At 36.0% G+C, this 16,489-nt stretch carries 15 protein-coding genes and 1 other RNA gene; 1 reads left to right on the top strand and 15 read right to left on the bottom strand.

Annotated elements, in window-relative coordinates:
• Window positions 1-31: 31 nt before the first annotated feature.
• Together scpB and G600_RS0103165 are read right to left on the bottom strand one after the other, a co-directional pair.
• Window positions 32-643, bottom strand: coding sequence for an SMC-Scp complex subunit ScpB (scpB, locus tag G600_RS0103170; RefSeq protein WP_027430633.1), 612 nt, complete (start codon window positions 641-643; stop codon window positions 32-34).
• Between the two features lie 3 nt (window positions 644-646).
• Window positions 647-1,423 (bottom strand): segregation and condensation protein A, encoded by a 777-nt coding sequence (locus tag G600_RS0103165; RefSeq protein WP_027430632.1) that lies wholly within the window; start codon window positions 1,421-1,423, stop codon window positions 647-649.
• A gap of 201 nt (window positions 1,424-1,624) precedes the next feature.
• On the opposite strand from G600_RS0103165, the gene G600_RS0103160 reads away from it, so the two are divergent.
• Window positions 1,625-2,497 (top strand): YihY/virulence factor BrkB family protein, encoded by an 873-nt coding sequence (locus G600_RS0103160; RefSeq protein ID WP_027430631.1) that lies wholly within the window; start codon window positions 1,625-1,627, stop codon window positions 2,495-2,497.
• An 87-nt stretch (window positions 2,498-2,584) separates the two neighbouring features.
• On the opposite strand, the gene G600_RS0103155 is transcribed toward G600_RS0103160, so the two are convergent.
• The 13 genes from G600_RS0103155 to G600_RS0103100 form a co-directional block, all read right to left on the bottom strand.
• Window positions 2,585-3,985 (bottom strand): PhoH family protein, encoded by a 1,401-nt coding sequence (locus G600_RS0103155; RefSeq protein ID WP_034245397.1) that lies wholly within the window; start codon window positions 3,983-3,985, stop codon window positions 2,585-2,587.
• Between the two features lie 289 nt (window positions 3,986-4,274).
• Window positions 4,275-5,120: a rhamnulose-1-phosphate aldolase gene (gene rhaD / locus G600_RS0103150; RefSeq protein ID WP_034245394.1), complete on the bottom strand. Its 846-nt coding sequence runs from the start codon at window positions 5,118-5,120 to the stop codon at window positions 4,275-4,277.
• A 45-nt stretch (window positions 5,121-5,165) separates the two neighbouring features.
• Window positions 5,166-6,521: an L-rhamnose isomerase gene (locus G600_RS13655; protein WP_081669398.1), complete on the bottom strand. Its 1,356-nt coding sequence runs from the start codon at window positions 6,519-6,521 to the stop codon at window positions 5,166-5,168.
• Window positions 6,522-6,555: 34 nt separating this feature from the next.
• Window positions 6,556-8,025 carry a rhamnulokinase gene (locus G600_RS13650; protein ID WP_081669397.1) on the bottom strand — a complete coding sequence of 490 codons (1,470 nt, stop codon included), beginning with the start codon at window positions 8,023-8,025 and terminating at the stop codon, window positions 6,556-6,558.
• A gap of 76 nt (window positions 8,026-8,101) precedes the next feature.
• Window positions 8,102-8,416 (bottom strand): L-rhamnose mutarotase, encoded by a 315-nt coding sequence (rhaM, locus tag G600_RS0103135; RefSeq protein WP_027430628.1) that lies wholly within the window; start codon window positions 8,414-8,416, stop codon window positions 8,102-8,104.
• Window positions 8,409-9,539 carry a glycoside hydrolase family 88/105 protein gene (locus G600_RS0103130; protein WP_034245391.1) on the bottom strand — a complete coding sequence of 377 codons (1,131 nt, stop codon included), beginning with the start codon at window positions 9,537-9,539 and terminating at the stop codon, window positions 8,409-8,411. Before G600_RS0103130 ends, rhaM begins: the two co-directional genes overlap by 8 nt.
• A 138-nt stretch (window positions 9,540-9,677) precedes the next feature.
• A complete protein-coding gene (locus tag G600_RS0103125; protein ID WP_027430626.1) occupies window positions 9,678-10,985 on the bottom strand; it encodes a TRAP transporter large permease in 1,308 nt (435 codons plus the stop codon).
• 15 nt (window positions 10,986-11,000) lie between these two features.
• Entirely contained in the window at window positions 11,001-11,522 is a 522-nt protein-coding gene (locus G600_RS13645; RefSeq protein ID WP_051195339.1) for a TRAP transporter small permease, read from the bottom strand.
• Between the two features lie 19 nt (window positions 11,523-11,541).
• Window positions 11,542-12,564: a TRAP transporter substrate-binding protein DctP gene (dctP, locus tag G600_RS0103115; RefSeq protein WP_027430625.1), complete on the bottom strand. Its 1,023-nt coding sequence runs from the start codon at window positions 12,562-12,564 to the stop codon at window positions 11,542-11,544.
• 531 nt (window positions 12,565-13,095) lie between these two features.
• Window positions 13,096-13,476 (bottom strand): DUF4230 domain-containing protein, encoded by a 381-nt coding sequence (locus G600_RS0103110; protein WP_027430624.1) that lies wholly within the window; start codon window positions 13,474-13,476, stop codon window positions 13,096-13,098.
• Between the two features lie 158 nt (window positions 13,477-13,634).
• Window positions 13,635-14,558: an AraC family transcriptional regulator gene (locus G600_RS0103105; RefSeq protein WP_034245388.1), complete on the bottom strand. Its 924-nt coding sequence runs from the start codon at window positions 14,556-14,558 to the stop codon at window positions 13,635-13,637.
• A gap of 289 nt (window positions 14,559-14,847) precedes the next feature.
• Window positions 14,848-15,025: non-coding RNA, 6S RNA (ssrS, locus tag G600_RS15385), on the bottom strand.
• A gap of 127 nt (window positions 15,026-15,152) precedes the next feature.
• Window positions 15,153-16,115 (bottom strand): sigma-70 domain-containing protein, encoded by a 963-nt coding sequence (locus tag G600_RS0103100; protein WP_027430622.1) that lies wholly within the window; start codon window positions 16,113-16,115, stop codon window positions 15,153-15,155.
• Window positions 16,116-16,489 lie beyond the last annotated feature (374 nt).

Genomic DNA, 16,489 nt, shown 5'->3' with positions numbered 1-16,489 from the left:
TAAAAATTTCTAACGCTTAAATTGTATTCAATTAAATATTAAGTGTCAATTGTTCCTCGCCAGAATTAAGATTATTATCAAAATCTTCCTTGGCAATTTCAAGTTCTGCCTCTTCCTTATATTGCTCAACCATGTCTTCAGAAATTGTAGGAAGTTCATCAATAGAAGAAACTCCAAAGCTTCTTAAGAAATCCTCTGTTGTACCAAAAAGCATTGGACGACCTGGAGCGTCAAGACGGCCAACCTCCTTGATTAAATTAAGTTCCACAAGCTTACTAACGCTATGGTCTGAGTTTACGCCTCTGATCTTCTCAATCTCAATCTTAGTGATTGGCTGCTTGTAAGCAACGATTGATAAAGTCTCAAGAGCTGCATCTGTAAGTGAATATTTACGAGGCTGTGAGCAAACTCTAATCAAATTATCGTAGTACTCATGCTTTGTGCAAAGCTGGAATTTGCCATCAAGCTCAATAATGCGAATTCCTCTATCCTCGGCTTCGTACTTGTCCATCATGTTGTGAATAAGCTTAATTGTTGTATCCACATCATGTTCAATAGCAACACTTATATGTTCTGCAGAAACTGAATCACCCATTGTGAATAAAACTGCCTCAATAACAGCTTCTGTCTGTTCTATGGTCATTTATTAATCCTCCTCTATGTCCTCGATTAAATCAGGATCATTAATTACTGTAATAAATATGTCATCTGCGGTGTTGTCCTGTCTAACGGTTACAAAACCTGTCTTTATAAGTTCTAGTATTACTAAAAATGTAACAATAACCGCAACCTTACTTGAATTAGCATCTAGTAATTCTCTAAAGCTAAAGGCCTTATAATTCTTCATAAAAGCCTTGATATCTACTAACTTCTCGCTCATAGATACCTCTTCTTTTTCAATCTTACCAAACTTACTTCTAACAGGATCAATCTTCTCCTCTTTACGACGAAGTACATCATGGAAAATTGCATTCAACTTAGTCAAATCAATGCCTGACACCACCTCATTTAAATCGATTGGTGGAGTGTAGTTACTTACCTCAGGAGGAATACTCTCCTTTCTATAATAAGACTTTGTAGCATCCATCTGCTTATCCTTAAGCTCCATAGCCATTGCCTTAAAAAGCTTATATTCAAGCAGCTTTTCAACTAATTCAGCTCTTGGATCTTCCTCTTCGCCTTCTTCGTTAACCTCGCGAGGAAGAAGCATTTTCGCCTTAATATCAAGAAGTGTGGCAGCCATAACAAGGAACTCCGAAACAACGTTTAAATCCTCGTCCTTTAGCGCATCCACATATTCCATATACTGCTCTGTAATCATGGAAATTGGTATATCATAGATATTGACCTTATTTTTATCAATCAAATGAAGCAGAAGATCAAGTGGCCCCTCAAACACCTGTAATTTTACGCTTATACTCATATTTTATCTTCCCTTTAAAATTTCGTTAGCATTATAGATAAAAGCAATATCTAAATTGCCCTACATAACCCTATTATTTTACCTAAAATAAACTATTATTGCAAGATTAAGAAAATTAGGTATAATTAATATATAAGTAATTTTTATTATTTAGAGAAATGACTTTAAATCTAATGAACGGGGATAAGTTAGGTAACTTTTATGAAAAAGAAAATCGACAATGCCAAGAAAAATTTAGAGTCCAAAAAATTCTATCATATTTTTATAGACAGTGCCAACAAATTAACCAAGGACAGGGTATCCGAATACGCAGCAAGTGCCTGCTACTTCATTGTTTTAAGTATCCTACCCTTCTTAATGGCGCTCTTAAGTTTAATGCGTTACTTACCAGTCACAAGCCAAGACTTAATAGAATACATCGTTCCAATAATTCCTGCATCCCTACAGCCCATAGCCGCTAGCTTTATAACTAGTGCCTATCAATCATCCGCATCCATTACTGTTGTTACAGCAATTGCGCTTATCTGGGCCGCCGGAAAAGGATTTTTTGCAATGATTAAGGGACTCCACCAAATTTATGAAATCGAAAACTATCCAAACTGGCTCTTTATGCGAATCATTTCAAGCATTTCAGCAATCATTTTTATATTCATCATTGCTGCAAGCCTTTGTATCCTTGTCTTTGGTAATTACATTTTTATGTTCATAATAAAATATTTAAATCACATTCCTTTTATTTCGGACATTTTTGGTACCATTCTTTTTAGTAAGAATCTGCTTTTACCAATATTTTTAAGTATTTTATTTACCTCCGTATTTACCATTATCTCAAGGAAAAATACAAACTTTTTACGAGAGCTTCCAGGAGGAATTTTTGCCGCTGCAGGTTGGTTACTTTTCTCCTACCTCTACTCTTTATGGGTAGAAAATTCACCAAATTTTTCTTTAATGTATGGTGGTCTTTCAACCCTTGTAATCGCACTAGTTTGGGCATACTTTTGTCTCTGCATTATCTTTATTGGGGCCGAGATTAATATGTTTCTTCGACGTCACATTTATTCAAAAAAAGCGTAGCCAAAAGTTAGAAAAGAATTTTTCTTCCTAGCTTTCGACTACGCTTATATTTTTCTTTTTATGAAAATGTGTCACATTTTCAAAATACTATAAAGTAAGTCTCTTAGCAGCTTCCATGGCAAGTGGGCTTCGAACAGATTCGTTTCTGTCAAAGACTAACTGTGCACATAGGTTACTGCCTCGCATCTTCTCAGCAGCAAATACAAGACCGTTATTAATCTTATCAAGCTTTGGATTATCAATCTGGTCAGGATCGCCGGCAACAATTACCTTTGTTCCCATACCAGCTCTTGAAATAATCTCCAAAATCTGGCCAACTGTGGCATTCTGAGCCTCATCAATAATTAAATAAGAACCAGTAATTGAACGACCTCTCATGTAAGCCATTGAGCAAATTTCCAAAATTCCATCCTCAAGCAAATCATCAATCTGAGTATGAATCATATCCATAGATTCATTTTTCTCATTACCCTTAAGTAAAACCTCAAGGTTATCGATAAATGGTGCGACAAGAGGTCCCATTTTCTCCTCAAGAGTTCCTGGTAAATAACCGATGTCTGCATCTGAAAGGACGTTGTTTCTTGTAATCATAACCTTTTGATATCTAACATCTCCTCTTCCACCTTGACTGTAGCTTTCATCAAGTCCCGCAGCAAGGGAAAGAAAAGTCTTTGCACAACCTGCAGGTCCACGAAGGATTACTAATGGAATCTCTTCTGGTGGCGCCATTAGGGCATAAAGTGCAAATTTTTGCGCTACATTTTTACCAGTTATACCAAAAGGATGCATGTTGTCTTTGATTCTATAAAGCACGTCACCTCTGCAAATCGCAAGGGCTGTATCTGTGGGTTTATCTGCGTTTCTTACTAAACAAAACTCGTTTTCCTCAACTTTTACTTCTCTGTCATCGTCTTCATAAAATTTAAATCCATCAAGGACTCCTACACTTCCACCAGTTATTAACTCATTAAAGGATTTTCCATCAATATAGGCCTCGCATCTGCCTGTGTAAATGTCATCCTCGTTATCAATTTCTTCGTTGTGATAACCCTGCGTCTCAACTCCACAACAAATTGCATTAATACGCATCGAAACGTCATTAGTAATTAAAATAACCGGAGCGTCTGTCATCTTTGCTCTAGTAATTACGGAACTAATAATACGATTATCGGGCTTTTCAATGCTAAAACCTTGAGGTAGATTTTCCTTGTTAATTCCATCTGGATCAATAATAAATCTACCGCCATGAGGAAGTGGAATTCCCTCTAGATAGTCACCATCATGCTTTAGTGCATCAATAAGTCTAATCGCCTCTCTTGCATGATAACCAACTTCGCCAGGGGCTGTCTTCTTGCTATCAAGCTCCTGCAATGTGGTAGATGTAATAACAACATCATTGTCATCAAAGCCATAAATGGAATTTGGCTGTTGAATTAAGATATTGGTGTCTAGTACGTAGGTCTTTGTTACACACTTTTTCTTAGCCATATTCAGTTCTCCTCTTCACGATTTATAGTTTGATTCTTCACCCTCCAAGAAGATATCTAACTTTATTTCTAGTTAAATTATATCATATCTTAACTTTATTATAAATAAAAGGATATAAGGATTATGGAAAATAATGACAAGAAATTTTTTGAGTCTCTAGGGATTTAGCTTCTCGGTTATGCCGGGACTTCCGCCTGCGACCCGCTCATTTACTGCCTTTCAGCTATCTTAAGCTTCTCGGTTATACCGGGACTTCCGGCTGCAATGACCGTTAGTCACCACCTCACCCCTACGATATCCTCTTAATAGACTGTTCCTGCAAATTAAGGAAATCTCTTCTATAATCCACTCCAAAGTACTCAGCAAGCTTCACCATATCCTCATCCTTTATAGTGTTAATTCTCTCCTTGCCTGTAGCCTCTGTTAACATATAAATCTGAGCTGCCTTTTCAACTGTCTCAATAAGTCCAAAGGTTTCATCAAGACTTTTGCCAGCACCATAAATTCCATGAAGTGCCCAAACTACAAGTCTAAACTCCTTCATTTTCTTAGCTGTTGCTTCGCCAATTTCATTAGTTCCACAAAGCATCCAAGGAAGAACTCCAACGCCATCTGGGAAAACCACGATACACTCAGTGCACATTTCCCATAAAGTATGAGTAAATTTCTTCTCATCTAACTCATGAATATAGTTCATAGCCAAAGTATTTGTTGGATGAGAATGAATGATTACACGGTTTTCTGGGTCTACTGAAAGCCTAGCCATATGACTCATTAAATGAGCAGGTAACTCGCTTGTAAACTTCGAGCCATCCTCAAAACCCCAAAGAAGTTCTGCTGTGTGGCCATCCTTTCCAATCCTAATAATTCCAAGATTATTTTCAGGTTCCTTCTCAACATTTTTAAAATATTTACCTGTACCTGTAACAATAAAAATCTTTCCAATTAAAGGATCTGCCTTAAAGCCCATATCAATATTTCTAGAAATTTTTGATAAATCTAGATATTTTGCAACCTCTTCCTCATCAAGAAGATAGCTGATATTTCCTCCATTTCTTTCATCCCAGCCAAGTCTATACATATTGGCTGTTGTGTCGCACATTTCCTTTACAAATTTAGCATCTAAAATATCCATTTTCTCCTCCCAAATAACAATCTTTTCTTAATTTATTCTATCTATTTATTCTATCTCCAATGGAGATACAAAGCTCTCATCTGCTGCCACCATGCCACTCTTATTTTCATTTGATTTTGGCGATACATTTTCAAAGGAATCAACTCGTTTAGAGAGCACTTCCTTCTCGTAGCGAACCACTTCACTATGGTAGTCATCCACCACGCCTTCACGTCTTAAATATTCCTGCCATACATCACCAAATGGCATTTCCTTTAGCTTCTCATGCATAACCATAAGCTTTGTAAAGTCAAAATTATTCTGTAATTCTTTTAAGGACTTTGGTTCAAGTAAGGCATAAAGTAGGGCTTTTTCAAGATTTCTAAGACCTGTAGTCCAAGCAGAAATACGATTAATAGAAGCATCGAAATAATCTGTTGCTATAAAAACTCTATCAAGTGCATTAGCTCTTACGATCTCCTTGCAAATTTCCTTAGTTTCATCATCAAACAAAACCACATGGTCACTGTCCCAACGAACAGGTCTAGTAATATGGAGGGCTAAACGCTCATTAAAGAGAAGCATTGAGCTAATCTTGTCAGACACAAGCTCCGTTGGGTGATAGTGACCGTTATCCATAAGAGGGGTGATGCCTTTATTAGCTACATAGTTCATGCAAAATTCTGCAGAACCCACTGTGTAAGACTCAACACCAATTCCAAAAACCTTAGATTCAAGGCAAATAAAAACCTTGGATTTATCATAAGAAATAGATAAAATTTCATCTAAGGACTTTTTAAATCTAGCTCTAGGACCTAGTCTATCTGCAGGAATATCCTTATATCCATCAGGAATCCAGATATTCATAAGACAAGGCTTGCCAGTTTCTTTTGCAAAATATTCTGAAATTTCAATACATCTTTTACCATGCTCTACCCAAAACTTTCTTACCTCTTCATCCGGTGAAGATAAAGTAAGTCCATCCTTAACCATTGGATGTGAGAAAAATGTAGGATTAAAATCAAGTCCTAAATTATGCTCCTTAGCGAAATCTACCCATGGTTTAAAGTGCTTTGGTAAAATGCTATCTCTATCCACTTTCTTACCATTAATCATTTCTCCCTCATCAATAATTGCATAACTTGCATGAAGATTTAGCTTTTTAGCCCCAGGAACTAAAGAAATAACCTTAGTAATATCCTCCATTAATTCCTTTGGGTTTCTTGCGCGACCCATGTAATTTCCTGTTGTTTGAATGCCACCAGATAAGGCTTCCTTAGAATCAAAGCCTACAACGTCATCTCCCTGCCAGCAGTGAATTGAAATAGCCACATTCTTTAATTTATCAAGTGCGGCCTCTGTATCTATATCAAGGCTTTTGTAAATTTTTCTGGCCTCTTCATATCTTTTTACTACGTCCATAATCCCTCCGAAATGTTTTTAATACACTTTTTAGCTAACTTACCGTCCTAATTTTCATAACAGGAACATTTATTAAATTGATATTTTTCATACAGTCTTTCTTCATATCATATCTCTTTATTTCAAAAGATTTTCGAACTAATTCTCTTGCCTCTAGTAAACTAAGAACCTCTCCTGTAGCTATCATACTTGCTAAAATGTTACCAATAGCTGTAGCTTCCACAGGTCCTGCAAAGGTAACTAGTCCGGTTTCTTTAGCTGTCAATTCATTTAGTAAATCAGCATTAGAACCACCGCCAATAATAAAAAGTTCCTTATAATCTTTTCCTAGTAATTCTTCTATTTCAAGTTTTGCCCTAGCATAGCTTTTTGCTAGAGATTTATATACCACTGCTGCAAATTCGCCAAGACTTTCTGGAACTTGTTGCTTCGTATTTTTACAAAAATCTTTTATAGCTTCTGACATAGATTCTGGTGCTAGAAACTCATTAGAGTTAACATCAACTACTGATGGGAACTTAATATTTTCTCTAGCTAATTCGCATATCTTTGAAAATGTATACTCTTCCCCAAACTCTCTTCTTAACTCCTGAATCATCCAAAGTCCCATAATGTTTTTTAAGAATCTGAAGCGATAGTTAAAGCCACCCTCGTTTGTGAAGTTACATTTTCTTGCTGCATCTGTTAAATAAGGACTTAGATTCTCGCAGCCAAATAAAGACCATGTACCAGAGCTAATATAGAGTACGTCAGACTTTAAACTTGGAAGTGCTAGAATTGCAGAGGCTGTGTCGTGGCTTGCACACATACAAACCTTTGCTCTAAAACCAATCTCTTCTGCCATTTCCTTAGTAAAATCAGAAAGAATTACTCCCGACTTTCTTAAATGTAAGAAAATTTCTTCAGGTAATCCAAGAGCCTTTATAAGTCCGTAATCCCAGTTCTTTGTGTCAGGATCTACAAGGCCTGTAGAGCTTGCGTTTGTGTACTCATTTGCCTTAACGCCAGTTAATTTAAACTGGAAGTAGTCTGGTAACATTAAAAATGTTTTTGCTTTTTTTAGACTTTCTTCTTCCTGTAACTTTAAAGCCATAAGCTGATAAATGGTGTTAAAAGGCTGCTTTTGAATGCCTGTCCTTCTATATAAGCTTTCACTATCTATTATTTTTTCAACCTCAAGATCAATATCCTTAGTTCTATTATCTCTGTATGCGTAAACATCTCCGATTAATTCATCCTTTTCATCAAGCAAGCAATAATCCACCGCCCAAGTATCAATGGAGATGTATTCTGGTATCTTGCCTAAGACATTACACATCTTAAGACCGATTTTTATCTGTTCAAAAAGATAATCTATATCCCAGATTTTATGTCCGTTTTTATTAGTCATTGCATTTTTAAATCGGTAAATTTCTTCTAAAATTAATTTACCATTATCTATGTGACCTAAAATATGTCGGCCACTTGAAGCGCCAATATCAATGGCTAGATATAATCCCTTCATTATCGCCCCTCCCTTTGCATCTTTATTCTTTATTTTTAATAAGCAACTTAAGCAAGAAGCTTAAGCAAATCAAAAACTAGCTTAGATAAAATACATTTCTTAAATCGTCCTGAACCGGGCTATTATCTGCATTTACTCTCATTAGAGGTGCCATATAATCCCACCATTTTTTATTAATTGGAGTCTTTGCAATCTCCTGCCACTTTTCCTCGCTTTCCACCTCCACATAGCCATAAAGAACGTTAGTGTCCTCATCAAGGAAAATTGAATAATTATGACCTCCATGACTTCTAATTACTTCCTTCATTTCTGGCCAAAGTTTTTGATGTCTCTCTTCGTATGTTTTTGCGCACCTAGGATTTAGGTACATTTTAAATGCTTTTCTAATCATGTAATAACGCCTCCGCTAAAGCCAAAATTGTTAGTGACTGTCCATATGCCATTGGAGCAATTAGGATATTTTTATAGTGGTTTGCATCATAGCCCATGCCTGTACCACCTGAAACGTTAAGAACTGTTCCGTCCTCATCTATATTTTTCAAGATAGCTTTTATAGCCTTATCAGCTACGCAAAGATAAGAATCATCTAAGATTCCAAGTCTAATACCCTTTAAGATACCAGCTGTAATAGCTGCAGAACCTGAAACTTCCTCGTAACTTGACTTATCATCAAGAACTGTATGCCAAAGTCCTGATTTAGCCTGTAATTTCTTTAATGCATTTGCTTGAGCCTTATAAGTATCAAGGATAAATTCCTTAACTCCGGCATTCATTGTGCCCTTGAAACATTCGATGTAATCAAGGATTCCTAGAGTAAACCAGCTATTTCCCCTACACCAGAAGATTCCGCCGAAATTATTCATCTCATTAAAAGTCCAACCGTGATAGAATAAGCCGCTTTTTTTATCATAAAGATATTTAATATGCATAAGCACCTGATGAATGGACTCATCTATCCAATCCTGACGATTGTATTTTTGTCCCATCTTATTAAGGAATAGGACTGTCATGAAAATGGTGTCGATCCACATTTCGTTTTCATTAAGACGAACCCCTTGTCTATCCCCGTTAGCACTTGTTACATGCTGAAAGCCTCTCTCTTTAGTTCTTGGTAGACAATTCATAAGCCAATCTGCCCAACTAAGACAAAGCTCTTCAAATTCAGGATCCTTGTAACACTCGTTTAACTCCACAAGTGTAAGAAGAGGTGTTGTAGTGTTTATGTTTCTTGATGGAAGGCCATTTTTTATATTCTCCTTAAACCAGTTATATAAAAACTCCTTGTAGTTATCATTGTTTTGGTATTTCATTATCTTAAGAAGTCCAAGTAAGCCTACACCCTGTGGCCAATCCCACTCTTTAATTCCAAAATCTCTCTTAAAAAATCCTACTGCTTCGCCTTTTTTTGCAAGTTCTTCATCATCCTTTGTCTCGCAACCTAAGTTCATTAACTTATTAATTACAAGCTCTAACTTTTCTTCTATTTCATTTCTGTCGTTATTTTTAATACCCATAAAATTTCCTTCTCGTCCTAATAAATTTTTATAAAATGTAATTTTTTAACAAATTTTTGATATAGAAAAAGGGCCTTGTAAATTTCACGATGATTCTACATTTTCACAAAGCCCTTAAAATTCTTACACTGCTATAAACTAACCCAGTAAGCCTAAGATTCCAGGTAGCCACATACTAAAGGCTGGAATAAATGTGATAAGTAAAAGTGCTGCCACAATTACGCCAAAGTATGGTAATAACTTCTTTATAACGTCTTCAACTGAAAGCTTTGAAACACTACAACCTACGAATAATACGCTACCAACAGGTGGTGTGATTGTTCCGATTGAAAGGTTCATAACCATCATTACACCAAACTGAATTGGATCCATACCAAGTGTCTTAATGATTGGTAAGAAGATTGGTGTGAAAATAAGTAATGCTGGTGCCATATCCATAAATGTACCAACGATAAGTAAAATAAGGTTGATGATAAGTAAAAGTACAATCTTATTTGATGAAAGACTAAGTAATGCTGCTGAAATAGCCTGTGGAAGGCCTGTAAATGAAAGCACGAATGAAAGTACTGATGAAGCACCAATAATTAACATTACGATAGCTGTCATAACTGCTGTTTCTCTTAAAATCTTAGGAAGATCTCTAAACTTAATGCTCTTATAAACAAAGCAAGCTAAGATAAATGCGTACACAACCGCAACACCACTAGCTTCAGTTGGTGTAAAGTAACCTGAAAGGATACCACCAATGATGATTACAATAAGGAATAAGCTTGGAATTGCATCCCAGATTGTTTTTAAAACGATTTCCTTAGTTAACTTATCTCTCTTAATTACGTAGCCGTGCTTTTTGCTATATACAAATGCAACTAACATACAGAAGAGTGCCCAAAGTAAACCAGGAATCCAACCAGCCATAAGAAGTGCTGCTACTGAAACACCACCACTTGCTGCTGAGTAAACGATAAAGGAAGCTGTTGGAGGAATAAGCTGTCCAACTGGAGCTGATGCAATATTTACTGCTGCTGAGAAGGCCTTGTTATAACCCTGCTCTTCTTCAAGTGGCTGCATAACACCACCAATAGCTGTTGCTGCTGCGATACCTGATCCTGAGATTGAACCAAACATTGCGTTACCCGCAATATTTGTCATAGCAAGGGAACCAGGAACCTTACCTAAAACAAGCATGGCCAGATTTATCAGTCGTTTTGCAATACCGCCATTACTCATAAGTAAGCCTGCAAGTAAGAAGAAAGGAACTGCAAGTAATGTGAAACTATCGATACCTGTTACCATTTTCTGTGCTGATATAAATACTCCAAATTTAGGAGTTAAAAACATTGTCAATGTAAGTAATGCCGATGAAATAATGCTAAATGAAACTGGAACCGACAAAGCCAGTAACAAAAAGAATGTAATTACTAAAACAATTGCTGCTTGTATTTCCATATTTATCCTCCCTATTTAGACTGCCTTCTTAAAACTTGGAGCCTCTTCCTGCTTTGATGCATTTTCATTATGAAGCTCAGCTCTAAAGTCTTTAATATGCTTAACAATCTTATCGATACCGTAAATTACCATTAAACAACCACTAATTGGAACGCAAACATAGTAAACTTCCATTGGAAGCTGCATAGCTGCTGATAACTGGCCTGCGGCATTGCCTGTTACCATGATGCCACCAACAATCATTACAAGTACGCAAAGTGCAACTACAAAGACATCCACAAATAACTTAACTAATGCATCGTTTTTCTTAGTATTTTTATTCATGAAAATGTTAATAGCTAGGTGTCTGTCCTGACCATAAGCATATGGAACGCCCATGAAGGTTACCCAAATCAACATATATCTAAGTAATTCTTCTGTATATTTACTTGGGTCGTGGAGGATAAATCTTGTAACTACCTGCCATACGCAACCAAGAACCATGCCACAAACAAGAACGCTTAGTATAAATTCAACTGTTTTGTTCAAATATTTCATAACTCTCTCCCATCTCTACTTAATTAGCGTAGCTTTGAATATCATCATAAAGTGCCTTGTATTCTTCGCCTCTTGCACAGAACTCCTCATGAATTGGCTGAACTGCTTCAATAAATGCTGTCTTATCAATATCTCTATAAACATGAACTCCCTTTGACTCAGCTTCCTCAATAGCCTCTGCCATCATGTCGTTGTAGACACTTACGAAGTTGTCATTAGTCTCTTCTAAGGCTGTGATTAAGCACTGTCTCTGTTCTTCAGTCATCTTATCCCATGTCTTAGTACTGATTATGAAAATGTCTGGAGAAAATTGATGTTCTGTATATGTATAAGACTTTACTAAGTCCTCATGTCCATCAACTGTTAATGCAAGTTCTGTATTTTCAGCCCCATCAACAACTCCCTGCTGAAGTGATGCATATGTTTCTGAACTTGCCATTGGTACTGGTGTACCACCCATCTTCTCGATTGTATCCATTGATGTTGTACTTGCCATTGAACGAATCTTTAAACCTGAAAGTACACTTGGATCTGTAACAGCCTTATCTTCTTTTAAGTAGAAGTTTCTAGATCCATTTGCATAATAACCAATTGCAATGAAGCCATATTCTCTAGTATCTGTAAATAAATTCTTGATTTCACTACTTTCTCTCATTGCTGTGTAGTAATGCTCCTGGCTCTGGAAAAGATATGGAACAGAAAAGATTGCGTATCTGTCATCAAACTGTCCTAATGTATTAGAACTTACCTTTGCCATATCAAGGATTCCTGCTTGTACCATTTCAACTTCAGAACTTTCTGTTCCAAGTACGCCACTAGCAAAAATCTTTACGTTAATTGTGTCATCTGACTCTTCTTTTGTGAATTCAGAGAATTTAGCTATTGTTTCTGCAATCTCTGAACCTGCTGCCTGATTGTGTGCTAACTGAATAACTAATTTGTCCGAATTTTCAATTCCTTTTACGCTAATGAATGTTCGACCCACAATTATCAAACATAAGATTATGCATAAAAACCCCAAATATTTCTTTTTGAATTTCATGAAAAACCTCCCTTATATATTCTTTGCTTAACCCTTTTAATATTTAACATATAGCTATCTGTTGGTCACATTATATCATTAATGTTTTTAACTTTTCTTAAACTATATTGCGGGATGGTGGGGAAAATCGAACTATATTGCACTAAATAGGGAAATGGAAAGTGTAGAATGGATGGTAGTTAGGAGGGACTACGAAAAACACGCTCCCGCTTGGCGCAGCTCGGAGCAGATGCTAAGCCCTCTTTACGGGCTTCGCCCTAAAGATGGCAAGCACTGCCGGCTGCACACAGATTTTTCTTTAGTCCCTCCTAACTTCCTACTTCACTTCATCTCCCCCGCGGGAAGGGGCGCCCTAGCTGGGACTTTAACTAACCGGGAATGTAATGTGGACGGGTGGGTGGGGATACGGCAGATGTTGGGTTTATGTACGCCAAATGCGCTTCGCTGTTTGGCTACCGGGAGGGTGGCTTTGTTCTTTGGTTTAATAAAAAATATCCCATCTTTGCTTTATACAAAGATGGGATTAATTTTTTATTCTTCTATTGTTTCAAATTTTATTTCGTATTGTTTGTCTGTAAGTTCACCTATTTGATTTATATAATTTTCTATTAATCTTTTCGCATTATCTGATGCTTGTATAAATAACGAATCATCTTCTTGAACACTTTCTAGAATAGCTTCTTCAGCTGCTTCTACTGATTTTGATACGTCGTTACTTTTTATTTTGTTTTTATTTATAAATGAATTATCTTTAGATGCAATTACTTCGCTCATATTTTCTAAGTCTGGATCTATGCTTATAATTTCGGCTTTTGGCATGCGTACCGTTATAATTGCGACAACCACAACTACTATTATTGCTATCACAACAATAGGAAATATCCTTAACCTATTTTTGTTTTTAGTATTCATTTTTTGCTCCCTCATTTTTTATAATTTTGTATTTAATTTATCTAAAAAATACATTACTATATTAATTTTCCCTTGAATTTATGTCAATTACAAACTAAGCTTATGACTTAATTTTTAGAATAATACTTATTAATTCAAAGCAAAAATGTCTATTAATTTCAAATATAATCCGAATCATCTATAGTATTTAATTCTTTCTCACCATAGGTCACGCTATGATGACTTTTCTTATATTTTAATGGTGTGATATTTAAAAACTTCTTAAAAACTCTTTCAAAATATGTCATACTTTCAAAGCCTAGTAAATCTGAGATTTCTAGGATGCTTTTATCTGTTGTTTCTAGTAAATCTGTTGCTTTTTTTATTCTGAAAATGTTTACGTATTCTGTGATTGTAAATCCTGTGTATTCTTTGAAAATTCTACAAAGGTAATATTTGCTTAGATAGAGTTTATCTGAGATTTCTTCTAGGGAAATCTGTTGGGTGTAATTTTTTTCAAGGTAACTTGAAATTCTAAATACTGTTTGGGCTCTTGCATCGTCTCGCGGACTTGCTACATTTTCATTCTTAGAATAGCTTTGTGAAAAACGCGATAACCATGCTAGTAGATAGACTGAGATTCTATCTTTATAGCCTGATTGTTTCTTAGTAAATTCGTGGCGCAAATCTCTATATAGATTTAGAAAGTTTGCCCTTTGCTCGTCATTAAAATGATATATGCCATAATTTTTATGAAAAAAATCTACCAAGTTTAGGCCTGGATACATTTTATCAAAGGCGCACATCTGCTCATAATCGATGTAAAGAATTACTCGATTGTAGCCGCTATCGTCCTCATCCACAGTTCGTGTGGTGTGAACTAGATTTGTATCAATAATTGCAAGGTCCCCAGCGTATGCATTATACGATTTGTTATCGAAGAAAAACTGACGTTTACCTTCAATTATATAGAAGAACTCATATTGGCTATGAAAATGTTTCACCTTCATATCAAACTTTTGATACCTGATAAGCTGCTCCACCGAAACGCCATCTACTTTTCCGAAAAATGTTATTTTGTTCTCAACTTTATTCAATCCCATACTCAAGCCTCCAAAACTAGAAAATAATAATTAAATAGGATGTCTTATTTTATCATTAAATTGTTTAAGAATTAAACCTACTTTTTTAGGGTTTTTAAAGAATAGCTATGACTAGAATACTAGAAATGTCCTGATTTTTCATACTTTAAGCCTAGCTATAGTCCTTATTAAAAACCTTAAGGGGAAATTAATCAAGGATTTTCTAGGTCAAAAAAGTCTAAATTCTAATTTGTAGTCGCGCACAAAAAAAGTTCCATACTTTCGTATGGAACTTTAATGATCTTTTATAATATCTCCCAGAACGCCGTCCGCCTACGGTTTCGACTCCTAGCAAAGCCAGGTGGGTCACCGCAACTATACATCTGCCATCCACTCTAAGGAGGCTCGACATCAGCATAGCGATATAGGAATCCCGTCGAATAAATGTAGGATCAAAATAAGTAGGTTTGCGAACGCCCCAGGAATTGATATTCCCGTATTCATTTCTCTAAAGAGATTGCTCTCTTAACTTATGTTTATTATGGCACTATTACTGAAAAAAGTCAATATCCTAATAGTACAAAAGGACTAGTAATAGTTAAAAAGTATTAGTTTCTATTTCTTTTTTATAGTCTTTGGATAGTCGATGTTTTCAATATTTTCTGCTGAAAGGCTAATTGCTTCATTTATCTCATCTTCTGAGACTTTCATCTCTGCTGCAACTTCCTTTACAGTAGGCTTACGACCTAAGTCTTCCATCATGCCCTTTGCGAAATCATTTACCTTATTAACCTTATTTAAAATCTTACCAGTTACAAGGTTTGCGTTGCCTTCTTCATCAAGAAGCATATCAAGAGCATCTTCAATCTCTGACTTAACAGCCTTGTTGATTTCTCCTAAAACATAAAGTAAATCTTCTGTTGAGCCTTCCTTAACCTTATCTTTCCACTCGTAGTTATTAAGCCACTTCTTCTCGCCAATATATGACATCATGGCTAAATTTGCTTCCTGAACAAGGTCTGAGGCTAAAACCCCCTTATTTCTATAAGGTGTGATCCACTCAATAACCTTCTCTAAATATGATTCACTAAGGATTGCAAGGGATTCCTTGTCGTTATCTTCAACGATGTTCATAAGCAAAAAAGCCTTTGAAGTATCTGATAAAGGCTGGATTCTTGCAAGGTCATCTAAGTATAACTTAAGGTACTTCTCATCTTCTTCATAATTAAGATTGTTGGCGATTTCCTTTGCCACGTTGGCATCTTTTTCGTCTACGTCTTCCTTTGATGAAAATAGATCAATGCCCTGAATTGTTACATTTTCATCATCATCCTTAGATTCTTCCGACTTTGTCTCATCCTTAAACATCTCTTTAAACTGGTTGTCTTCTTCACCAGAAACTGTGATGTTGTGGGCAAGTAAATATCCAGTAATCATTCCCATCTTTGTCTCATCAAGAGACAAATCCTTGAAATAACTGTTGATATCGTCTTGATTTATTATATTGCCATTGACTTTGGCGTATTCTTTTAAGCTGTTAAGGGCTTCCATAAAGGCTGCCTGATTGTTATCTGCCATATTACCTCCGATAATTCGTCTTCACATTGCAACTCTAAAAGAGTTGCAACAGTTTTCTAGAACCGTCCAGCATGAGATTTTGCTTCGCAAAACTGCTGGCGGCTACATTGCAACTCTTTCAGAGTTGCAACAGTATTAGAACCTCATGCATTAGATGCCTTCGGCGGCATGAGGCTACATTGCAACTCTAAAAGAGTTGCAACAGTAATTATAACAGTATTTTGCTTTTCTGCAAAGTACATTAGCCTTCTTAGTTGCCATATTTATGATTATTTTATAAAAATTAATTTGCACTTTCTCCCATTAAATTGCAAGTTCGTATATTATATGAATTAGGCGAGATTTTTGCGAGAAAAGAATGGGAACAATCATTG

It is taken from the genome of Lachnospira multipara ATCC 19207 (assembly GCF_000424105.1).
GTDB classification, from domain to species: Bacteria; Bacillota; Clostridia; order Lachnospirales; family Lachnospiraceae; genus Lachnospira; species Lachnospira multipara.
Note: the sequence above shows the minus strand (reverse complement) of the source record. Positions and strands in the feature narration are given on the sequence as shown.

Coding starts and splice junctions, on each gene's coding strand:
- G600_RS0103155 (WP_034245397.1), bottom strand. CDS start 3,985: ATGGCTAAGAAAAAGTGTGTAACAAAGACCTACGTACTAGACACCAAT.
- G600_RS13655 (WP_081669398.1), bottom strand. CDS start 6,521: ATGGACGTAGTAAAAAGATATGAAGAGGCCAGAAAAATTTACAAAAGC.
- G600_RS0103100 (WP_027430622.1), bottom strand. CDS start 16,115: ATGGCAGATAACAATCAGGCAGCCTTTATGGAAGCCCTTAACAGCTTA.
- G600_RS0103130 (WP_034245391.1), bottom strand. CDS start 9,539: ATGGGTATTAAAAATAACGACAGAAATGAAATAGAAGAAAAGTTAGAG.
- rhaD (WP_034245394.1), bottom strand. CDS start 5,120: ATGGATATTTTAGATGCTAAATTTGTAAAGGAAATGTGCGACACAACA.
- rhaM (WP_027430628.1), bottom strand. CDS start 8,416: ATGATTAGAAAAGCATTTAAAATGTACCTAAATCCTAGGTGCGCAAAA.
- G600_RS13645 (WP_051195339.1), bottom strand. CDS start 11,522: ATGAAATATTTGAACAAAACAGTTGAATTTATACTAAGCGTTCTTGTT.
- G600_RS0103165 (WP_027430632.1), bottom strand. CDS start 1,423: ATGAGTATAAGCGTAAAATTACAGGTGTTTGAGGGGCCACTTGATCTT.
- G600_RS0103160 (WP_027430631.1), top strand. CDS start 1,625: ATGAAAAAGAAAATCGACAATGCCAAGAAAAATTTAGAGTCCAAAAAA.
- G600_RS0103105 (WP_034245388.1), bottom strand. CDS start 14,558: ATGGGATTGAATAAAGTTGAGAACAAAATAACATTTTTCGGAAAAGTA.
- scpB (WP_027430633.1), bottom strand. CDS start 643: ATGACCATAGAACAGACAGAAGCTGTTATTGAGGCAGTTTTATTCACA.
- G600_RS0103110 (WP_027430624.1), bottom strand. CDS start 13,476: ATGAATACTAAAAACAAAAATAGGTTAAGGATATTTCCTATTGTTGTG.
- G600_RS0103125 (WP_027430626.1), bottom strand. CDS start 10,985: ATGGAAATACAAGCAGCAATTGTTTTAGTAATTACATTCTTTTTGTTA.
- G600_RS13650 (WP_081669397.1), bottom strand. CDS start 8,025: ATGAAGGGATTATATCTAGCCATTGATATTGGCGCTTCAAGTGGCCGA.
- dctP (WP_027430625.1), bottom strand. CDS start 12,564: ATGAAATTCAAAAAGAAATATTTGGGGTTTTTATGCATAATCTTATGT.